The following is a 15512-nucleotide window of genomic DNA, read 5'->3' as shown; positions in this document are numbered from 1 at the left end:
TGCGAAAGTAGGAGGCATGACTGCTGCACCCCTCCGCGTCGGCCTGATCGGCTACGGCCTCGCCGGCTCCGTCTTCCACGCCCCGCTGATCGCCGCCACGGACGGCCTCGTCCTGGACACGGTCGTCACCTCGAACCCCGAGCGCCAGGAGCAGGCCCGCGCCGAGTTCCCGGACGTCCGCCTCGCCGCCACCCCCGAGGAACTGCTCGCGCGCGCCGGTGAGCTGGACCTGATCGTCATCGCGTCCCCGAACAAGACGCACGTGCCGCTCGCCACCGCCGCGATCAAGGCGGGCCTGCCGGTCGTCGTGGACAAGCCGATCTCCGGCACCGCAGCCGAGGCCCGGGAGCTCGCCGCCCTCGCCGACGAGCACGGGGTGCTGCTCTCCGTCTTCCAGAACCGCCGCTGGGACAACGACTTCCTCACCCTGCGCAAGCTGGTGGCCGACGGCGACCTGGGCGACGTCTGGCGCTTCGAGTCCCGCTTCGAGCGCTGGCGCCCGCAGCTCAAGGGCGGCTGGCGCGAGTCCGGCGACCCGGCGGAGATCGGCGGCCTGCTGTACGACCTCGGCAGCCACGTCGTCGACCAGGCCCTGGTCCTGTTCGGCCCGGTCACCGAGGTGTACGCCGAGGCGGTCGTCCGCCGCGACGGCGCCGAGACCGACGACGACACCTTCCTCGCGCTGACCCACGTCAGCGGCGTCCGCTCGCACCTCTACGTCTCCGCCGCCACCGCCCAGCTCGGCCCCCGCTTCCGGGTGCTCGGCTCGCGCGCCGGCTTCGTGAAGCACGGCCTGGACCCGCAGGAGGCGGCGCTGCGCGACGGCGCCCGCCCCGACGCCGAGGCCGCGTGGGGCGTCGAGGAGGAGTCGCTGTGGGGCCGCCTGGGCGCCGGCGAGTCCCCGGTCACCGGCGGCGGCACGGCCGTCGAGACGCTGCCCGGCGACTACCCCGCCTACTACGCGGCCGTGGCCGCCGCCGTCCGCGGCACCGGCCCCAACCCGGTGACCGCGCTGGAGGCCGCCGAGACCCTCGACGTACTGGAGGCGGCCCGCCGCTCCGCCCGCGACAAGGTGACGGTGACCCTCTGATGACGCAGCAGCAGACCCCGAGCGTGGCGGACCTGGAGGCTCAGGAGAGCCGCCTCGTCTTCCGCACCTTCACCCACGACGACGCCTGGGCGCTGGGCTCCCTCCTGGTCGAGCTGGGCCGGGAGCGGCAGGCGCCGATCGCCGTCGACATCCACCGCGCGGGCCAGCAGCTCTTCCACGCGGCGCTGCCCGGCTCGACCCCGGACAACGACGCCTGGATCGCCCGCAAGCGCCGGGTGGTGGAGCGCTACGGCTCCGCGTCCTACCTGGTCGGCTCGCGCTTCCGCGCCAAGGGCACCACCTTCGAGGAGTCGTCCCGGCTCGACCCCGACCGCTACGCGGCGCACGGCGGCTCCTTCCCGATCACCGTTCAGGGCGCCGGAGTCGTCGGCTCGGTGACCGTCTCCGGTCTGCCCCAGATCGAGGACCACCGTCTGGTCGTCGAGGCGCTGGAGCGTTTCCTCGGCGAGTGATCCGGGCGCGGAATGACCGCGCGGCTCCCTCCGGTTGGACCTGTCGTGCACGACGATCGACGGCACGACATCCAGCCGGAGGGAAGGACCCGATGAGCGACTCGACGAGCAGGAGCATCTCCAAGGCCGAGATCGGCCGGTACGGCGTGTGGAGCGTGGCCCTGCGCAGCGAGGACCCGAGCCGCCGCGGTGAGATCGAGGAGGCGGCGGCCGAGCTCCAGGAACTCGGCTACGGCACCGCCTGGCTCGGCGGCAGCAGCGCGCCCGTCAACGCCCTTCCCCTGCTGAAGGCGACGGACCGGCTGATCGTCGGCACCAGCATCCAGAGCATCTGGCAGTACGACGCCGAGGTGAGCGCCGCCGGGTTCGCCGAGGTCGAGGCCGCGCACCCCGGCCGCTTCCTGCTCGGCCTGGGCGTGAGCCACGCCAAGCTGGCCGAGCAGTACCGCAGGCCGTACTCGGCCCTGGTCGGCTACCTGGACGCGCTGGACGCGGCCGGTGTCCCGGCCGGGCGGCGCGTCCTGGCCGCCCTCGGCCCGAAGACCGTACGCCTGTCCGGTGAGCGCGCCCTGGGGGCGATCCCCTACCTCGTCACCCCCGAGCACACGGCGGGCGCCCGCGAGATCCTGGGCCAGGAACCGCTGCTGGCACCGGAGTTCGGCGTGGTGCTGGAGGCCGACCCGGCCCGCGCCCGTGAACTGGCCCGCGCGCACCTGGACATGTACCTCCAGCTCCCCAACTACACCACCAACTTCCTGCGTCTCGGCTTCGGCGAGGACGACCTGCGCGACGGCGGCAGCGACCACCTGATCGACTCCCTGTACGCCTGGGGGGACGAGGGACGCATCCGGGAGAAGGTGAACGCCTTCCTCGCCGCGGGCGCCGACCATGTCGCCCTGCAGGTCGTGGAGAACGTGTCCCGCGACGACCTGCAGCGCGCGGCCTGGCGGAGGCTGGCGGACATCCTCGCCTGACCCTCCCCGCCGTTCACGACAGCATCGCCCGCTCCACCGCGCTCCAGGTCGTGCTGGTGACGACGTAGAGCGCGGCGGCCAGGGGGACCACCGCGACGGTGACCAGGGTGAGGAAGGAAAGGAACGGGGCCACCTTCCCGACCGCGCCGAGCCCCGGCACCGCCTCGCCCGCCCCGGCCGGACTCCCGGCCGCCGCCCGCCGCGCCCGCACGCAGGTGACGGTCGAGACGGCCGCGACGACGGCGAAGAGGACCAGGTACACCAGCCCGGCCGCGCCGAAGAGGTCACCGCCCGCCGCGTCCGTCCAGTGTCCGCCGAGCGGGGCGATGAACAGGTCGTGACCGAGCAGGGCGTTGGGCTCGCCGCCGATCGTGGTGCTGGAGAAGAGGTGGTAGAGCAGGAAGAACGCGGGGAGTTGCAGCAGGCCGGGCAGGATGCCGGAGAACGGGGAGACCTTCGCCTCGGTGTGCAGCTCCAGCACCGCCCGCCGCAGCCGCTCGGGGTCGCGGGCATGGCGCCGGCGCAGCTCGGCGAGCCTCGGCTGGAGCGCGGCACGGGCCCGCTGCCCCCGGGCGGCGGCGCGGGCGAGGGGGTGGGCGGCCAGCCGTACCAGCGCGGTGAACAGGACGATCGCGGCGGCGGTCGCTGAGGCGTGGAAGAACGGCTGGAGCAGGTCGGCGAGTTGCTCGACCAGGCGGGCGAAGACGGACATGGGTGACCCTCCGTGCGGGTGGCGTGCGTGGGTGCGTGCGGGACGGCGTCGTGCCGGGTGCGGAACGCGGCCGCGGCCCGGCCGGAAACGGCTGGGAACGACCGGGAGCGACCCGGAGGGGCATGACGACCCGCGTGGAGAGGGCGGAACAGGGATTCAGCGGATGGTGCGGCCCTGCGCGCAGGTCATCGCGCGGGCCCGGCCCGGTGCCCGGGGACGGCGGCGCCCCCGCGCGTCGGGGTCACGCTGCGCCAGGAACGCCGTACGGCGGGCCCTGTCCCGTATCGCGGTACGGACCCGCGTCGGCGGGACGGCCGGGACACGGCGGGCGGCGAGGAGGGAGCAGAGGGCGAGAGCGGTGCCAGCGGCGGCGGTCGCCGCGAACGCGACGGCGGCGGTGGGACCGGCGGAGCCGAGCAGGGCGGCGTGGATCAGCGGCAGTTGGACCAGCACGAGCAGCGGCAGCAGGGCGCGCACGGTGAAGGAACGGCTGCTGTTCAACGAGGCCCCCCTCCGATCGGCGTTCCGCGTCCGCCCGACTCCCTGCCCGAGCCACGGTTGCCCGATCCACACGCTGCGGGAGCCCGTTCACCCCGTACGAACGCCCGCCGCCGCACGCCGGTTCCCGATCTTCGCCAGGAGTTGGAGGAATCTCCTCCTCAGGCGCCCTCCTCCGCTGTCACCCCTCGGCAGTACCGTGTCACCCATGCGCCCCGACACGCCTGCCGAGAACGTCGACCACACCGCCGAAGCGGCACGCCTGGAGCGGACCGCCGACCTGTACCCCGAGGACGCGGAGTCACTGCTCCTGCGGGCCGCCGCCCACCTCGAACTGTCCGGCGACCGCCCCGCGGCGACCGCGCTCTACGACCGCCTGCTGTCCGCCGCCGGCCCGCTGGAGAGTCCGCAGCTCGTACGCGCCCTGAAGGCGGCGAACCTGTGGGAGTACGGCCACGAGGCCGAGGCGCGGGCGATCATCGACGGCATCCGCATGGCCGCTCCGCGGGACGCGGCGCCCTGGGTGATCGTCGCGGAGTCGCTGGAGTCGCACGACGAACTGGAGGCGGCGCACGAGACGTTCCACGCGGGCGCGGCCCTGCTCCTGACGGACGCCCCGGAACCCCCGTACGCGACGCACCCCCTGCTCTTCGGCCGCCACCGTGTCCGCCGCATGCTGGGCCTGCCCCACGACACATGGGACGCCCTCGCCGACACCCTGCACGCCTCCCCGGTCTCCCTGGACGAGCTGCACGACCCCAAGCGGGTCTGGTCCCTCGGCTCGGAGAACCCGGCGGAACTGGAGGCCGAACTCTCGCGCCTCCGCGCCGAACTGAGCGCCGCCCGCGAGGCGTTGTCCCGCCCGTACCCGGTGGCCGTCCTGCACTGGCCCGCCGCGGAACTGACGGAACTCCTCGCGGCGTACCCGGCCCTCGCCGACGAGTACCCCTCCCACCCCCACCACCTGGCGACCATAGAGACCTCCCTCCGCGAACTCGCCGCCTCCGGCACCCCGAACCTCGGCATCGTCACGGGCACGGTCCCGTCGTACGAGGCGTTCGCCGCCTCGGAGGGCTCCTCCCCGGCGGACCCCGCCCTGCTCCCGCAGTACGCGACGACGCTGGCGGCGCGGGGGTTGGCGGTTGCCTGGCCTCCGGGGCGGGGGGCGGGGTGCTGGTGCGCGAGCGGGCCGGTTTACGGGGAGTGCCACGGGGTGCAGTAGGGCGCGCTGAACACCCCCTTAGCCGCTGTCAGTGGTTGCTGTTACAACTGATCCACATTGACAGGGGCCTGAGGGGGTTGCAGTGGCGGAGGCAAAGGGGCCAGCAGAGCTGGTTGCTGGGGTGTACGAGAAGCTGATCACGCAGGATGACGAGCGTGAGCTGGATCAGCTAGAGGCTCTCGGGTGGAAGGCCATCAACGCACAGGTCAGCGCGGAGTCCGCTCCACATGTGCTGGCTCGGCATATCGGCGAGGTGGTGACTCGGAAGCTCCTTCACCTTCCTCCTGAGCAGCGGGTCCCCTTCGCCAACGAGCTCCTGGCATCGCTTGCCAGCAAGAACACCACCGCTGAAAGCGACCCAGAGCAGGTCAGCACCCTTGTCGAGGGTCCGCAGCAGCTCCTCGCGCTAGCCAAGCAAGAGGCTCCGGGTGCCTACTCCATCCGCCCGCTGACCCCGCTGTCCGAAGCTTCCCTGCTGACGAACTCCCCGGAAGACCTGAGCCTCGGCACCGAGCTTCGTGCCGAACTTGCCACCGCGGACCGCATCGACCTGCTGTGCGCCTTCGTGAAGTGGTACGGCATACGCGTCCTTGAGGACGCCCTGCATGCGGCCAAGGAACGCGGGGTGCCCATTCGCGTCATCACCACCACGTACATGGGTGCCACGGACCGCCATGCGCTCGACCGGTTGGTTCGGGACTTCGGCGCCACCGTGAAGGTCAATTACGAGATCCGGTCCACCCGTCTACACGCGAAGGCGTGGCTCTTCCGCCGCAACACTGGCTTCGACACTGCTTACGTGGGCAGTTCCAACCTTTCGCGGGCTGCGCTACTCGACGGACTCGAATGGAACGTACGGCTGTCTTCCGTAGCCACACCAGCGGTACTGGACAAGTTCGAAGCGACCTTCGACGCGTACTGGAACGACATCGCCTTCGAGACCTACGACCCCGACCAGCACGCTGCACGGCTGGACGAAGCGCTGGCGCAGGCGGGCGGTTCCGGCTCCGGCACCGACCTGAAAATCAACCTCTCCGGCCTTGAGGTACGCCCCTTCCCGCACCAGCGGGACATGCTGGAGCGGCTTACGGTCGAGCGCGAAGTACGGGGTCGCCACCGGAACCTCCTGGTTGCTGCCACGGGCACTGGCAAGACCGTGATGGCCGCTCTTGATTACCGAGGCTTGCGCCAGAAGTTCGAGGGTCGGCAGCCGAGGCTGCTCTTTGTCGCCCACCGCAAAGAGATCCTGCGGCAGTCTCTTCGCACCTACCGCGAGGTGCTCGACGACGGCTCGTTCGGTGAGCTTCTGCACGGTGGGCAAGAACCACGCGAGTGGAATCACGTCTTCGCCAGCGTTCAGTCGCTCAATGTGCAGCGGCTGGAGCAGTTGGCTCCCGACCACTTCGACATCATCGTGATCGACGAGTTCCACCATGCCACCGCCTCTACGTACCGGCGGGTCATCGACCACTTCGCACCCAAGGAACTGCTGGGGCTGACCGCTACCCCCGAGCGCATGGACGGACGTAACGTCCAGGATGAGTTCTTCGAAGGACGCATCGCGGCCGAAATGCGCCTCTGGGAGGCGTTGGAGAACGATCTCCTCTGCCCCTTCCACTACTTCGGTGTCCCGGACGGCACGGATCTGACGAACCTCAACTGGCAGAAGGGTTCGTACACCGACCAGGATCTCGACAAGGTCTACACAGGCAACCATGCTCGCGCCCGCATTGTGGTGAAGCAGATCCAGGACAAGGTCTCCAACCCCGGAAGCATGCGGGCCCTCGGCTTCTGCGTCACCAAGGCACATGCCCATTTCATGGCGGACTTCTTCCGCGCGGCCGGCTTCCAGGCTGTAGCGCTTGACAGCGATTCGTCCTCGGACGCTCGCGCCCAGGCCCTCACCGATCTCCGCGACGGCAAGCTTCAGGTGATCTTCTCCGTCGACCTGTTCAACGAGGGCCTCGACATCCCGGATGTGGACACCCTGCTCCTGCTCCGCCCGACAAACAGCGCCACCATCTTCCTCCAGCAACTGGGCCGAGGACTGAGGCGTACGGAGTCCAAGCCGGTACTCACCGTGCTGGACTTCATTGGCCAACATCGGGCGGAGTTCCGCTTCGAGGAGCAGTTCCGAGCGCTGACCAACCTGACCCGGAACCGACTGGTCGATCACATCGAGCATGATTTCCCGCAGCTCCCGTCGGGCTGCCAAATCATCCTGGAAGGGAAGTCCAAGGACTTCGTCCTCGACAACATCCGGACCCAAATCGGGGCCACGGTCAAGACCCTGGTCTCGGAAGTGAAGTCCTACCAGACGCTTCGCCTGGCCGACTACCTTCGAGAGAGCCGGCGCGACATCAAGGAGCTCTACAAGTCCGATAACTCCTGGACCACGGTCCTGCGGCGAGCGGGTTTCCTTGACCAGACCCCGCCGTCTGCCGAGGCGGCTCTACTCAAGCGTGTCCATGCCTTCCTGCACATCGACGATCCCGAGCGTGCGGACGCCTACCAGCGGCTGCTCCAGGACGACGCCCCCGGCTATGCGGACCTGAGCTCCCTCGACCAGGCTTACGCTCGGATGCTGTTCTTCAACATTTGGGACAACGCCGGGGGCTTCACCAGCTACCAAGAGGGACTTGAGTCGCTGCGTCCGCTTACGGACTTCCGCGACGAGCTGCGCCAGCTCCTCACGTACGTCATGGAGCGAGCGGACCACTTCCCCATCCCCCTGACCGGGCGGCTGGGCCAGGTACCGCTGAAGGTGCACAGCGCTTACAACCGCTCGGAGATCCTCTCCGCCCTGGGTGTCGCTCGCTTCGGCGGCCAGATGCCGCGCACCTTTGCGCAAGGGGTGCAGTGGGTTGATGAGCTGCAAACGGATGCCCTGCTCATCACGCTGGAGAAGAACGAGAAAGACTTCTCTCCCACCGTCAGGTACAAGGACTATGCGCTCACTCCGACCAGCTTCCACTGGGAGTCGCAGAACGCCACAGCCGCTGACTCTCGAACGGGTAAGCGCTACCAACAGCATGAGGAATTGGGCAGTGAAGTCCTGCTCTTCATGCGGCGGTACAAGAACACCGACATAGGGAAGTCGCAGCCCTGGATGCTGCTCGGACCGGCTACGTACGACACCCACAAGGGCAGCAAGCCGATGGCCATCACCTGGCATCTCGAGCATGAGCTGCCGGCTGACGTGTGGACGTACTCAGCAGCCGTACAGGCGAGCTAACGCAGGTCACCGACTGCACCGCCGCTATCCACCGACACCGCCCCACCGCCCCGCTCGTCCCGTGTGCGTCCCTCCGCGCTAGCCTCATCCCGAGACAACCCGGACAACGCACCCGGGACGACGGACGATCAGGAGACCCCCATGCCCAGGATTCCCGGCGCCGCCCTCGCCGCCGCAGGCCTCGTCGGTGGATATGGCGTCGCCCGCTGGACCAAGAAGCGGCCGCTCGGTGGGGTCGTGCTGGCCGGGGCCGGGGCTGTCGCCGCACGGGAGTGGAACGCGCGGGCCGGGGCTCCCACGGCGGCCGCGCTGACCGGTGCCTACCTCGCCGGCTTCGCCGGTTCGCACCCCCTCGCCAAGAAGGTCGGCGCCTGGCCGTCCGTCCTCGGCGTAGCCGGCGCGGTCGCCCTCGCCTCCTGGGCGCTGGCCGACCGCCGGGGCTGAATACCACGGGACCCTCTCGTCCCCGGCCCCTCGCCGACCGCCGGGGCTGAACCCCGCGGGGCCACCCGGCGGACGTGGGCGGCCCCGGTTGCCCGGAACAGGGTCCCTACCCCACCCCCACCCCCTTCCCCGCCTCCTCCGGCGCGGACGACAGCGGCGTGGCCACGTCCTCCAGTGACCGCCGCTCCGCCCGTACCGCCAGTGCCGCCGCCACCAGGCCCGCCAGGCACATCAGCGCCGCGCCGATCTGGAAGGCGAGGACGGTGTCGCCGACGCGGCCCGTGCTGGTGAGGTCGGCGAAGAGGAGGGGGCCGCTGATGCCGCCGGCCGCCGTGCCCAGGGCGTAGAAGAAGGCGATCGACATCGCCCGCGTCTCCATCGGGAAGATCTCCGAGACCGTGAGGTACGCGCTGGACGCGCCCGCCGAGGCGAAGAAGAGGACCGCGCACCAGCAGGCGGTCAGGGTCGTCGCGTTCAGGGAGCCCCGGCCGAAGAGCCAGGCGGTGCCGAACAGGAGGATGCCGGACAGCAGGTAGGTCGAGGAGATCATCACCCGGCGTCCGACCGTGTCGAACAGCTTCCCCAGCAGCAGCGGGCCGAAGAAGTTGCCGACCGCGATGGCGGCGAAGTAGTAGCCGGTGCGGTCGGCCGGGACGTCGAAGAAGCGGGTCAGGATCGCGCCGAAGCCGAAGGTGATCGCGTTGTAGAGGAACGCCTGCCCGATGAAGAGAGAGAAGCCGAGCACCGCGCGCTTGCGGTAGCGGCCGAAGACGGTGCGGGCGATCTCGGTGAACGTCACGTTCCCGCGCCGCCGGATCTCCAGCCGGCCCTCCGGCGCGGGCAGCGCCACCCCGCGCTGCTCCTCGATCTTCCGCTCGATCCCGGAGACGATCTCCTCCGCCTCCCGGTCCCGCCCGTGGATCAGCAGCCAGCGCGGGCTCTCCGGTACGTGCCGCCGAACCAGGAGGATCACCAGCGCCAGTACGGCGCCGAGCGCGAACGTCAGGCGCCAGCCGATGTTCTCCGGCAGGAAGGCCGTGTCGAGCGCCAGGATGGACAGCAGGGAGCCGCCCACCGCGCCGAGCCAGAAGCTGCCGTTGATCATCAGGTCGACGCGCCCCCGGTAGTTCGCCGGGATCAGCTCGTCGATCGCGGAGTTGATCGCCGCGTACTCGCCGCCGATGCCGAAGCCGGTCAGGAACCGGAACAGGAAGAACCACCACGCCTCGGTGGACAGCGAGGTCAGCGCCGTGGCCGCGAGATACACCGCCAGCGTGATCATGAACAGCTTGCGGCGTCCGAAATGGTCCGTCAGTCGGCCCCAGAACAGCGCTCCGACGCACGCGCCGGCGACGTACAGCGCGGCCGCGGTGCCCGTGACCTGCCCGGAGCTGATCGCCAGGCCGCTGCCGGGCTCGGAGAGCCGGCCCGCGATGTTGCCGACGACCGTGACCTCCAGGCCGTCGAGAATCCAGACCGTGCCCAGGCCGATCACGATCGTCCAGTGCCAGCGGGACCAGGGCAGGCGGTCCAGCCGGGCCGGGATGTCGGTGGTGGTCGTGCCGCCGGACTGCGACGGCGTCCCGGTTCCCGCGCTCATAGACACCCCTCGCTCATCGGCACCCCTCTTCGTCGAAGGACGAGTTACGGGTGCCCGCGCCGCGCGGGATCAGACCGGCGCGCCGGGCAGGCTCACCTGGCCGGGGGAGCCTTTCCGACCGCCTCCCGGGCAGCCGGCGCCACCTCCTGGGCATCCGGCGCCACCTCCTGGGCAGCCGCCGCCGCTCCCTCTGCGCCCAGCACCATCCCCTAGGGCGCCCAGCGCCCCCCTACGCCCCCAGCGCCCGCGACACCGTGTAGATCACCACTCCGGCCAGGGAGCCGACCACCGTGCCGTTGATCCGGATGAACTGCAGGTCGCGCCCGATGTGGGCCTCGATCTTCCGCGTGGTGTGCTCCGCGTCCCAGCCGGCCACCGTCTCGGTGATCAGGGAGGTGATCTCCTTGCGGTAGGTCGTGACCACGTGGACGGCCGCGCCCTCCACCCAGGCGTCGACCTTGCCCTGCATCTTCGGCTCGGTCGCCATCCGCTGCCCGAGCGAGATCAGTCCGGCCCGCACCCGCAGCCGCAGTTCGCTGCGCTCGTCCTCCGCCGCCGCGACGATCATGGACCGTACGGCGGTCCAGGCCGACGCGATCAGGTCCTGGACCTCGTCCCGCGCCAGCACCTCGCTCTTGAGCCGCTCCACCCGCGCCCGGGTCTCGGTGTCGGACTGCAGGTCGGAGGCGAAGTCGGTGAGGAAGCGGTCCAGGGCCGCGCGCGCCGGGTGCGCGGGCATCTCCCGCATCTCCGTGACGAAGCGCAGCAGTTCCCGGTAGACGCGGTCGCCGACCTTGCGGTCCACGAAGCGCGGGGTCCAGCCGGGCGCGCCGCCCTCGACGGCCACCATCACGTCGTCGCGGTGGCGCTCCAGCCACTCGTGGGCGCGACCCACGACCAGGTCGACCACGCGCCGGTGCCCGCCGTCGGCCACGATCCGGTCCAGCAGCTTGCCCACGGCGGGCCCGATCTCCCGCGCGTCGGCCCGCCGGGTGATCGCCTCCCCCACGACCGCCTGCACGTCGGAGTCGCGCAGCACGGTCAGCGCGCCGCGCAGCGCGGTGGCCAGCTCGGCGGTGACGCGGCCGGCGTTGTCCGGCTGGGCCAGCCAGTCGCCGAGCCGGCTGCCGATACCGACGGCGGCGAGCCGCTGCCGTACGACGTCCTCGGAGAGGAAGTTCTCGCCGACGAACTCGCCCAGGGAGACGCCGAGCTGGTCCTTCTTGGTGGGGATGATCGCGGTGTGCGGGATGGGCAGGCCCAGCGGATGCCTGAACAGTGCGGTGACCGCGAACCAGTCCGCGAGCGCGCCGACCATCCCGGCCTCGGCGGCCGCCGCGACATAGCCCGTCCAGGGGCCGGCCCCGGCGTGCCCGGCCCAGGTGGCCAGGGCGTAGACGACGGCGACGAACAGCAGCAGTCCGGCCGCCGTGAGCTTCATGCGCCGTACGCCCCGCTGCCGCTCCTCGTCGGCCGCCGTGAAGGCGGTCATGGTCCGGTAGGACCCGGCACGTCCGGCGGCCGCCGGACGTGGGGTACCCGCCGGCTCCGCCTCTTCCGTTTGCGCGCGTTCCATCTCGCTCCGCCCGATCGGTGATCCCGCACACACATTGTCCCTTCCCGTCGGCCCGGCGGAACGGAGGGGAAGCCACCGGCGTCTGACTGGGAGGAGGTTTGGGGCAGGTGCCCGTCAACTCCACGCGCACCATGCCTCATCATGGTGAACCGATCCATACGGCTCCCGTCGTCCTAGGAGAACAACGACAGCGTGACCAAGCGCCACGGTTATGCCCTGCTCAGTGCGTTCGTCGCACTCGTCGTCGCCCTTTCCGTCACGATCCTCCTCAGGACGGCTTCCGGCGACAGCACCTCGGGGTCCACGGCCACGGGCCGGCGCCCCCACCACGGTTCCTCCGCCGCCCCCGCCTCCGCGGGCACCTGGGTCGGCTCCTGGGCGACCTCGCCCGTGGGCGCCGAGCCGGGCACCGAGACCACCGGCCTGGCGGGCCGCTCGGTGCGCAACGTCGTGCACGCGAACACCGGCGGTACGAGCGCCCGGGTCACCCTGTCCAACCTGTACGGCCAGTCGCCCCTGACCATCACGCACACCACGCTCGCCCTCTCGGCGGGTGCGGGGACCGCCGCCGCACGTGCGGAAACGATGCGGCGCCTGACGTTCGACGGTGCCTACACGGTCACGATCCCGGCCGGGGGCCAGGCGGTCAGCGACGCCGTGCGGATCGTCGTACCGCACGACCAGGACGTCCTGGTCACCACCTTCTCGCCCACGCCGTCCGGCCCGGTCACCATCCACCCGCACGCGCGGCAGGTCTCGTTCGTCGCGACCGGTGACCGCTCCGAGGAGTCCACGGGCGCCCCGTACACGCGGCGCAGCACGTACTGGCGTTACCTGACCGCCCTCGACGTGCTCAGCAACGAGGCGGACGGCACGGTCGTCGCGTTCGGCGACTCCATAACCGACGGCCTCACCTCGACCATCGGTGAGAACCGCCGCTGGCCCGACGTGCTCGCCTCCCGGCTGCGCTCCGCCGCCGGACGCGGTGCCGACGCGCCGCGCTACTCGGTCGTCAACGAGGGCATCAGCGGCAACCAGGTACTGACGGACGGCCTCGGCAGGCCCGCCGAGAACCCGAGCGGGCTGTCCCGCTTCGGCCGCGACGCGCTCTCCCGGCCGAACGTGAAGGTCGTCGTCATCGACCTCGGCATCAACGACATCACCCACTCCAGGACGCCCGCGGACGGCGAGAAGATCGTCGATGGGCTGCGCACCCTGGTCCGGCAGGCGCACGCGCGCGGTCTGAAGGTCCTCGGCTCCACCCTGACGCCCTTCGGGGGCTACCGGCGCTGGACCCCGTCCCTGGAGGCCATGCGCCAGCGGGTGAACGCGGAGATCCGCTCCGGCCGGGTGTACGACGCGGTCGTCGACTTCGACCTCGCCCTGAGGGACCCCGCCGCCCCGCAGCGGATGCGGCCGGTCTACGACTCCGGCGACCACCTGCACCCCAGCGACCTCGGGTTCCGCGAGATGGCCGACACCCTGGACCTGGGCCTGCTCAAGGGCGCGGGACAGACGGAGCTGTAACCCCTCGCGGGGCACGGACGGGGGGCCGGGGATACTGGCCCCCATGACCCGCTTGATCCTCGCCACCCGTAACGCCGGAAAGATCACCGAGCTGAGGGCCATCCTGGCCGAAGCCGGGCTGCCGCACGAGCTGATCGGCGCCGACGCCTTCCCCGAGGTCCCGGACGTCAAGGAGACCGGCGTCACCTTCGCGGAGAACGCCCTGCTCAAGGCGCACGCGCTCGCCCGGGCCACCGGTCTTCCGGCCGTCGCCGACGACTCCGGGCTCTGCGTCGACGTGCTGAACGGCGCCCCCGGCATCTTCTCCGCCCGCTGGGCCGGCCGCCACGGTGACGACCGCGCCAACCTCGACCTGCTGCTCGCCCAGCTCTCCGACATCGCGGACGAGCACCGGGGCGCCCACTTCGCCTGCGCGGCCGCCCTGGCGCTGCCGGACGGTACGGAGCGGGTGGTGGAGGGGCAGCTGCGCGGCACCCTGCGCCAGGCCCCCGCGGGCACCGGCGGCTTCGGGTACGACCCGCTCCTCCAGCCGGAGGGCGTAAGCCGTACGTGCGCGGAGCTGAGCGCGGACGAGAAGAACGCGATCAGCCACCGCGGGAAGGCGTTCCGTGCCCTGGTCCCGGTGGTGCGGGAGCTGCTGGGCTGATCTCTGGTGCGGCCGGAGGGACTCGAACCCTCACGGGAGTTACCCCACTGGGACCTAAACCCAGCGTGACTGCCAATTCCACCACGGCCGCCTGCTGCTGCCCGGCCATGCTAGCGGCCGGGCGGCGGCCTCAGACGCCCAGATCCTTGATGATCTTCGCCACGTGCCCGGTGGCCTTCACGTTGTACAGGGCACGCTCGACCTTGCCGTCCTCGTCCACGACGACCGTGGAGCGGATGACGCCGACGACGGTCTTGCCGTACAGCTTCTTCTCGCCGAAGGCGCCGTACGCCTGAAGGACCTTCTTGTCCGGGTCGGCGAGGAGGGTGACCTTCAGGTCCTCCTTCTCCCGGAACTTGGCCAGCTTCTCCGGCTTGTCCGGCGAGATGCCGACGACGTCGTACCCGGCACCGGCCAGCAGGGCGAGGTTGTCGGTGAAGTCGCACGCCTGCTTGGTGCAGCCGGGGGTAAGCGCCGCGGGGTAGAAGTACACGATGGTCTTGCGGCCCTTGTGGTCGGCCAGGGACACCTCGTTCCCGTCGGCGTCGGGCAGCGTGAAGGCGGGGGCCACGTCCCCGGGCTGAAGTCGCTCGCTCATCCGCCCAGCCTAACGGGGCGCCCCTGCCGTGCGGTGTGGCGCGGAGCTGACAGACTGTTCGGAACAGCACCAGGAGATTTCGGAGGCCGTACGGTGGCGGAGACGTCGGACACCAGAACACCGGCGCAGATCGAGGCGGACATCAAGCGCCGTCGTGAAGTGCTGGCCGAGACGCTCGACGAGATCGGCGTGCGAGTGCACCCGAAGACGATCGTCGGGGATGCCAAGGCGAAGGCCGTCGCCAATGTCGATCGTGTCTTCGGACGGGCGTACGTCCAGGTCAATCGCGTGATGACCGAGGTACGGGACCAGTTCGTGGACGACGACGGCGCGCCCCGCATGGAGCGCGTCGTGCCCGCCGCGCTGATCGTGGCCGGAACGGTCGGACTGATCGTCGCGGGCACGCGGCGGCGCAAGCGCTGAGCGTCGTCCGGACGGACGTGCCGGGTCGCAGTGGCGGGGAGCCGCGGCGACCCGGAGGCGTGTCCGCGCGGCGCGGGCAGGTAGGTTCGACGGCGTGAGCGCCAACAGAGACGAGCAGAGCACCTCCCAGCACGACAAGCTGCCCATCCGGATGCTGCACGACCGGGTGCTGGTGCGGCAGGAGACCGGTGAGGGCGAGCGCCGTTCGGGCGGCGGCATCCTGATCCCCGCGACCGCGGCGGTCGGGCGGCGGCTGGCCTGGGCCGCGGTCGTCGCGGTCGGACAGAACGTGCGGACCGTGGAGCCGGGCGACCGGGTGCTGTTCGACCCGGAGGACCTGGCCGAGGTCGAGGTCCGGGGCGTGGCCTACGTGCTGATGCGCGAGCGCGATCTGCACGCGGTGGCCGCGGACCGCTTCGAGGGGTCGGAGGACTCCACGGGGCTGTATCTCTGACACCCGCCCTGACACGGAGAAAGGGGCTGACGACCGGTGG

Annotated in this window: 15 protein-coding genes and 1 tRNA gene; 10 read left to right on the top strand and 6 right to left on the bottom strand. The window is 70.9% G+C overall.

Translation table 11 applies throughout. The features are described 5' to 3' along the window. Positions 1–16: 16 nt before the first annotated feature. The 3 genes from ABZ898_RS08225 (at position 17) to ABZ898_RS08215 (ending at position 2537) form a co-directional block, all read left to right on the top strand. Positions 17–1090: a Gfo/Idh/MocA family oxidoreductase gene (locus ABZ898_RS08225; protein WP_361654184.1), complete on the top strand. Its 1074-nt coding sequence runs from the start codon at positions 17–19 to the stop codon at positions 1088–1090. Then, entirely contained in the window at positions 1090–1563 is a 474-nt protein-coding gene (locus ABZ898_RS08220; protein WP_361654182.1) for a heme-degrading domain-containing protein, read from the top strand. The genes ABZ898_RS08225 and ABZ898_RS08220 overlap by 1 nt, the downstream gene beginning before the upstream one ends. A gap of 92 nt (positions 1564–1655) precedes the next feature. After that, positions 1656–2537, top strand: coding sequence for an LLM class F420-dependent oxidoreductase (locus tag ABZ898_RS08215; protein WP_361654179.1), 882 nt, complete (start codon positions 1656–1658; stop codon positions 2535–2537). 13 nt (positions 2538–2550) lie between these two features. Here the strand turns inward: ABZ898_RS08215 and yidC are convergent, their stop codons facing one another. Together yidC and ABZ898_RS08205 are read right to left on the bottom strand one after the other, a co-directional pair. After that, the gene (yidC, locus tag ABZ898_RS08210) at positions 2551–3249 is read right to left on the bottom strand and encodes a membrane protein insertase YidC (RefSeq protein WP_361654176.1); all 699 of its coding nucleotides are present in this window, start codon (positions 3247–3249) and stop codon (positions 2551–2553) included. A 156-nt stretch (positions 3250–3405) separates the two neighbouring features. After that, complete coding sequence (locus ABZ898_RS08205) at positions 3406–3750, bottom strand: DUF6412 domain-containing protein (RefSeq protein ID WP_361654173.1); 345 nt, start codon at positions 3748–3750, stop codon at positions 3406–3408. A gap of 205 nt (positions 3751–3955) precedes the next feature. On the opposite strand from ABZ898_RS08205, the gene ABZ898_RS08200 reads away from it, so the two are divergent. The 3 genes from ABZ898_RS08200 to ABZ898_RS08190 all read left to right on the top strand — a co-directional run bounded on the left by ABZ898_RS08200 (position 3956) and on the right by ABZ898_RS08190 (position 8648). Further along, positions 3956–4969 (top strand): hypothetical protein, encoded by a 1014-nt coding sequence (locus tag ABZ898_RS08200; RefSeq protein ID WP_361654170.1) that lies wholly within the window; start codon positions 3956–3958, stop codon positions 4967–4969. A gap of 82 nt (positions 4970–5051) precedes the next feature. Next, positions 5052–8204, top strand: a complete 3153-nt coding sequence (locus ABZ898_RS08195; protein ID WP_361654167.1) for a DUF3427 domain-containing protein — start codon at positions 5052–5054, stop codon at positions 8202–8204. Positions 8205–8345: 141 nt separating this feature from the next. Further along, positions 8346–8648 carry a hypothetical protein gene (locus ABZ898_RS08190; protein ID WP_361654165.1) on the top strand — a complete coding sequence of 101 codons (303 nt, stop codon included), beginning with the start codon at positions 8346–8348 and terminating at the stop codon, positions 8646–8648. 106 nt (positions 8649–8754) lie between these two features. On the opposite strand, the gene ABZ898_RS08185 is transcribed toward ABZ898_RS08190, so the two are convergent. Further along, complete coding sequence (locus tag ABZ898_RS08185) at positions 8755–10248, bottom strand: MFS transporter (RefSeq protein ID WP_361654162.1); 1494 nt, start codon at positions 10246–10248, stop codon at positions 8755–8757. A 229-nt stretch (positions 10249–10477) separates the two neighbouring features. Then, on the bottom strand, positions 10478–11740 hold the full coding sequence (locus ABZ898_RS08180) for a DUF445 domain-containing protein (protein ID WP_361654159.1): 1263 nt from the start codon (positions 11738–11740) through the stop codon (positions 10478–10480). Positions 11741–12016: 276 nt separating this feature from the next. Between ABZ898_RS08180 and ABZ898_RS08175 the strand changes: the two genes are divergently transcribed. Together ABZ898_RS08175 and rdgB are read left to right on the top strand one after the other, a co-directional pair. Beyond that, on the top strand, positions 12017–13351 hold the full coding sequence (locus tag ABZ898_RS08175) for an SGNH/GDSL hydrolase family protein (protein WP_361654157.1): 1335 nt from the start codon (positions 12017–12019) through the stop codon (positions 13349–13351). A gap of 43 nt (positions 13352–13394) precedes the next feature. Next, positions 13395–13997: an RdgB/HAM1 family non-canonical purine NTP pyrophosphatase gene (gene rdgB, locus ABZ898_RS08170; protein ID WP_361654154.1), complete on the top strand. Its 603-nt coding sequence runs from the start codon at positions 13395–13397 to the stop codon at positions 13995–13997. A gap of 4 nt (positions 13998–14001) precedes the next feature. On the opposite strand, the gene ABZ898_RS08165 is transcribed toward rdgB, so the two are convergent. Together ABZ898_RS08165 and bcp are read right to left on the bottom strand one after the other, a co-directional pair. Further along, positions 14002–14088, bottom strand: a tRNA-Leu gene (locus tag ABZ898_RS08165). A gap of 39 nt (positions 14089–14127) precedes the next feature. Further along, entirely contained in the window at positions 14128–14595 is a 468-nt protein-coding gene (bcp, locus tag ABZ898_RS08160; protein WP_361654151.1) for a thioredoxin-dependent thiol peroxidase, read from the bottom strand. 93 nt (positions 14596–14688) lie between these two features. Between bcp and ABZ898_RS08155 the strand changes: the two genes are divergently transcribed. Together ABZ898_RS08155 and ABZ898_RS08150 are read left to right on the top strand one after the other, a co-directional pair. Next, positions 14689–15018: a DUF3618 domain-containing protein gene (locus ABZ898_RS08155; protein ID WP_217463198.1), complete on the top strand. Its 330-nt coding sequence runs from the start codon at positions 14689–14691 to the stop codon at positions 15016–15018. Between the two features lie 94 nt (positions 15019–15112). After that, positions 15113–15472, top strand: coding sequence for a co-chaperone GroES (locus ABZ898_RS08150; RefSeq protein ID WP_031182591.1), 360 nt, complete (start codon positions 15113–15115; stop codon positions 15470–15472). Positions 15473–15512: the final 40 nt, after the last annotated feature.

The sequence above is a fragment of the Streptomyces sp. NPDC046860 genome (assembly GCF_040645115.1).
GTDB lineage: Bacteria > Actinomycetota > Actinomycetes > Streptomycetales > Streptomycetaceae > Streptomyces.
Note: the sequence above shows the minus strand (reverse complement) of the source record. Positions and strands in the feature narration are given on the sequence as shown.

What these genes read in the sequence shown, in the direction of transcription:
- ABZ898_RS08225 (WP_361654184.1), top strand. Translation starts at nt 17, where the DNA reads ATGACTGCTGCACCCCTCCGCGTCGGCCTGATCGGCTACGGCCTCGCC.
- ABZ898_RS08220 (WP_361654182.1), top strand. Translation starts at nt 1,090, where the DNA reads ATGACGCAGCAGCAGACCCCGAGCGTGGCGGACCTGGAGGCTCAGGAG.
- ABZ898_RS08215 (WP_361654179.1), top strand. Translation starts at nt 1,656, where the DNA reads ATGAGCGACTCGACGAGCAGGAGCATCTCCAAGGCCGAGATCGGCCGG.
- yidC (WP_361654176.1), bottom strand. Translation starts at nt 3,249, where the DNA reads ATGTCCGTCTTCGCCCGCCTGGTCGAGCAACTCGCCGACCTGCTCCAG.
- ABZ898_RS08200 (WP_361654170.1), top strand. Translation starts at nt 3,956, where the DNA reads ATGCGCCCCGACACGCCTGCCGAGAACGTCGACCACACCGCCGAAGCG.
- ABZ898_RS08190 (WP_361654165.1), top strand. Translation starts at nt 8,346, where the DNA reads ATGCCCAGGATTCCCGGCGCCGCCCTCGCCGCCGCAGGCCTCGTCGGT.
- ABZ898_RS08185 (WP_361654162.1), bottom strand. Translation starts at nt 10,248, where the DNA reads ATGAGCGCGGGAACCGGGACGCCGTCGCAGTCCGGCGGCACGACCACC.
- ABZ898_RS08180 (WP_361654159.1), bottom strand. Translation starts at nt 11,740, where the DNA reads ATGACCGCCTTCACGGCGGCCGACGAGGAGCGGCAGCGGGGCGTACGG.
- rdgB (WP_361654154.1), top strand. Translation starts at nt 13,395, where the DNA reads ATGACCCGCTTGATCCTCGCCACCCGTAACGCCGGAAAGATCACCGAG.
- bcp (WP_361654151.1), bottom strand. Translation starts at nt 14,595, where the DNA reads ATGAGCGAGCGACTTCAGCCCGGGGACGTGGCCCCCGCCTTCACGCTG.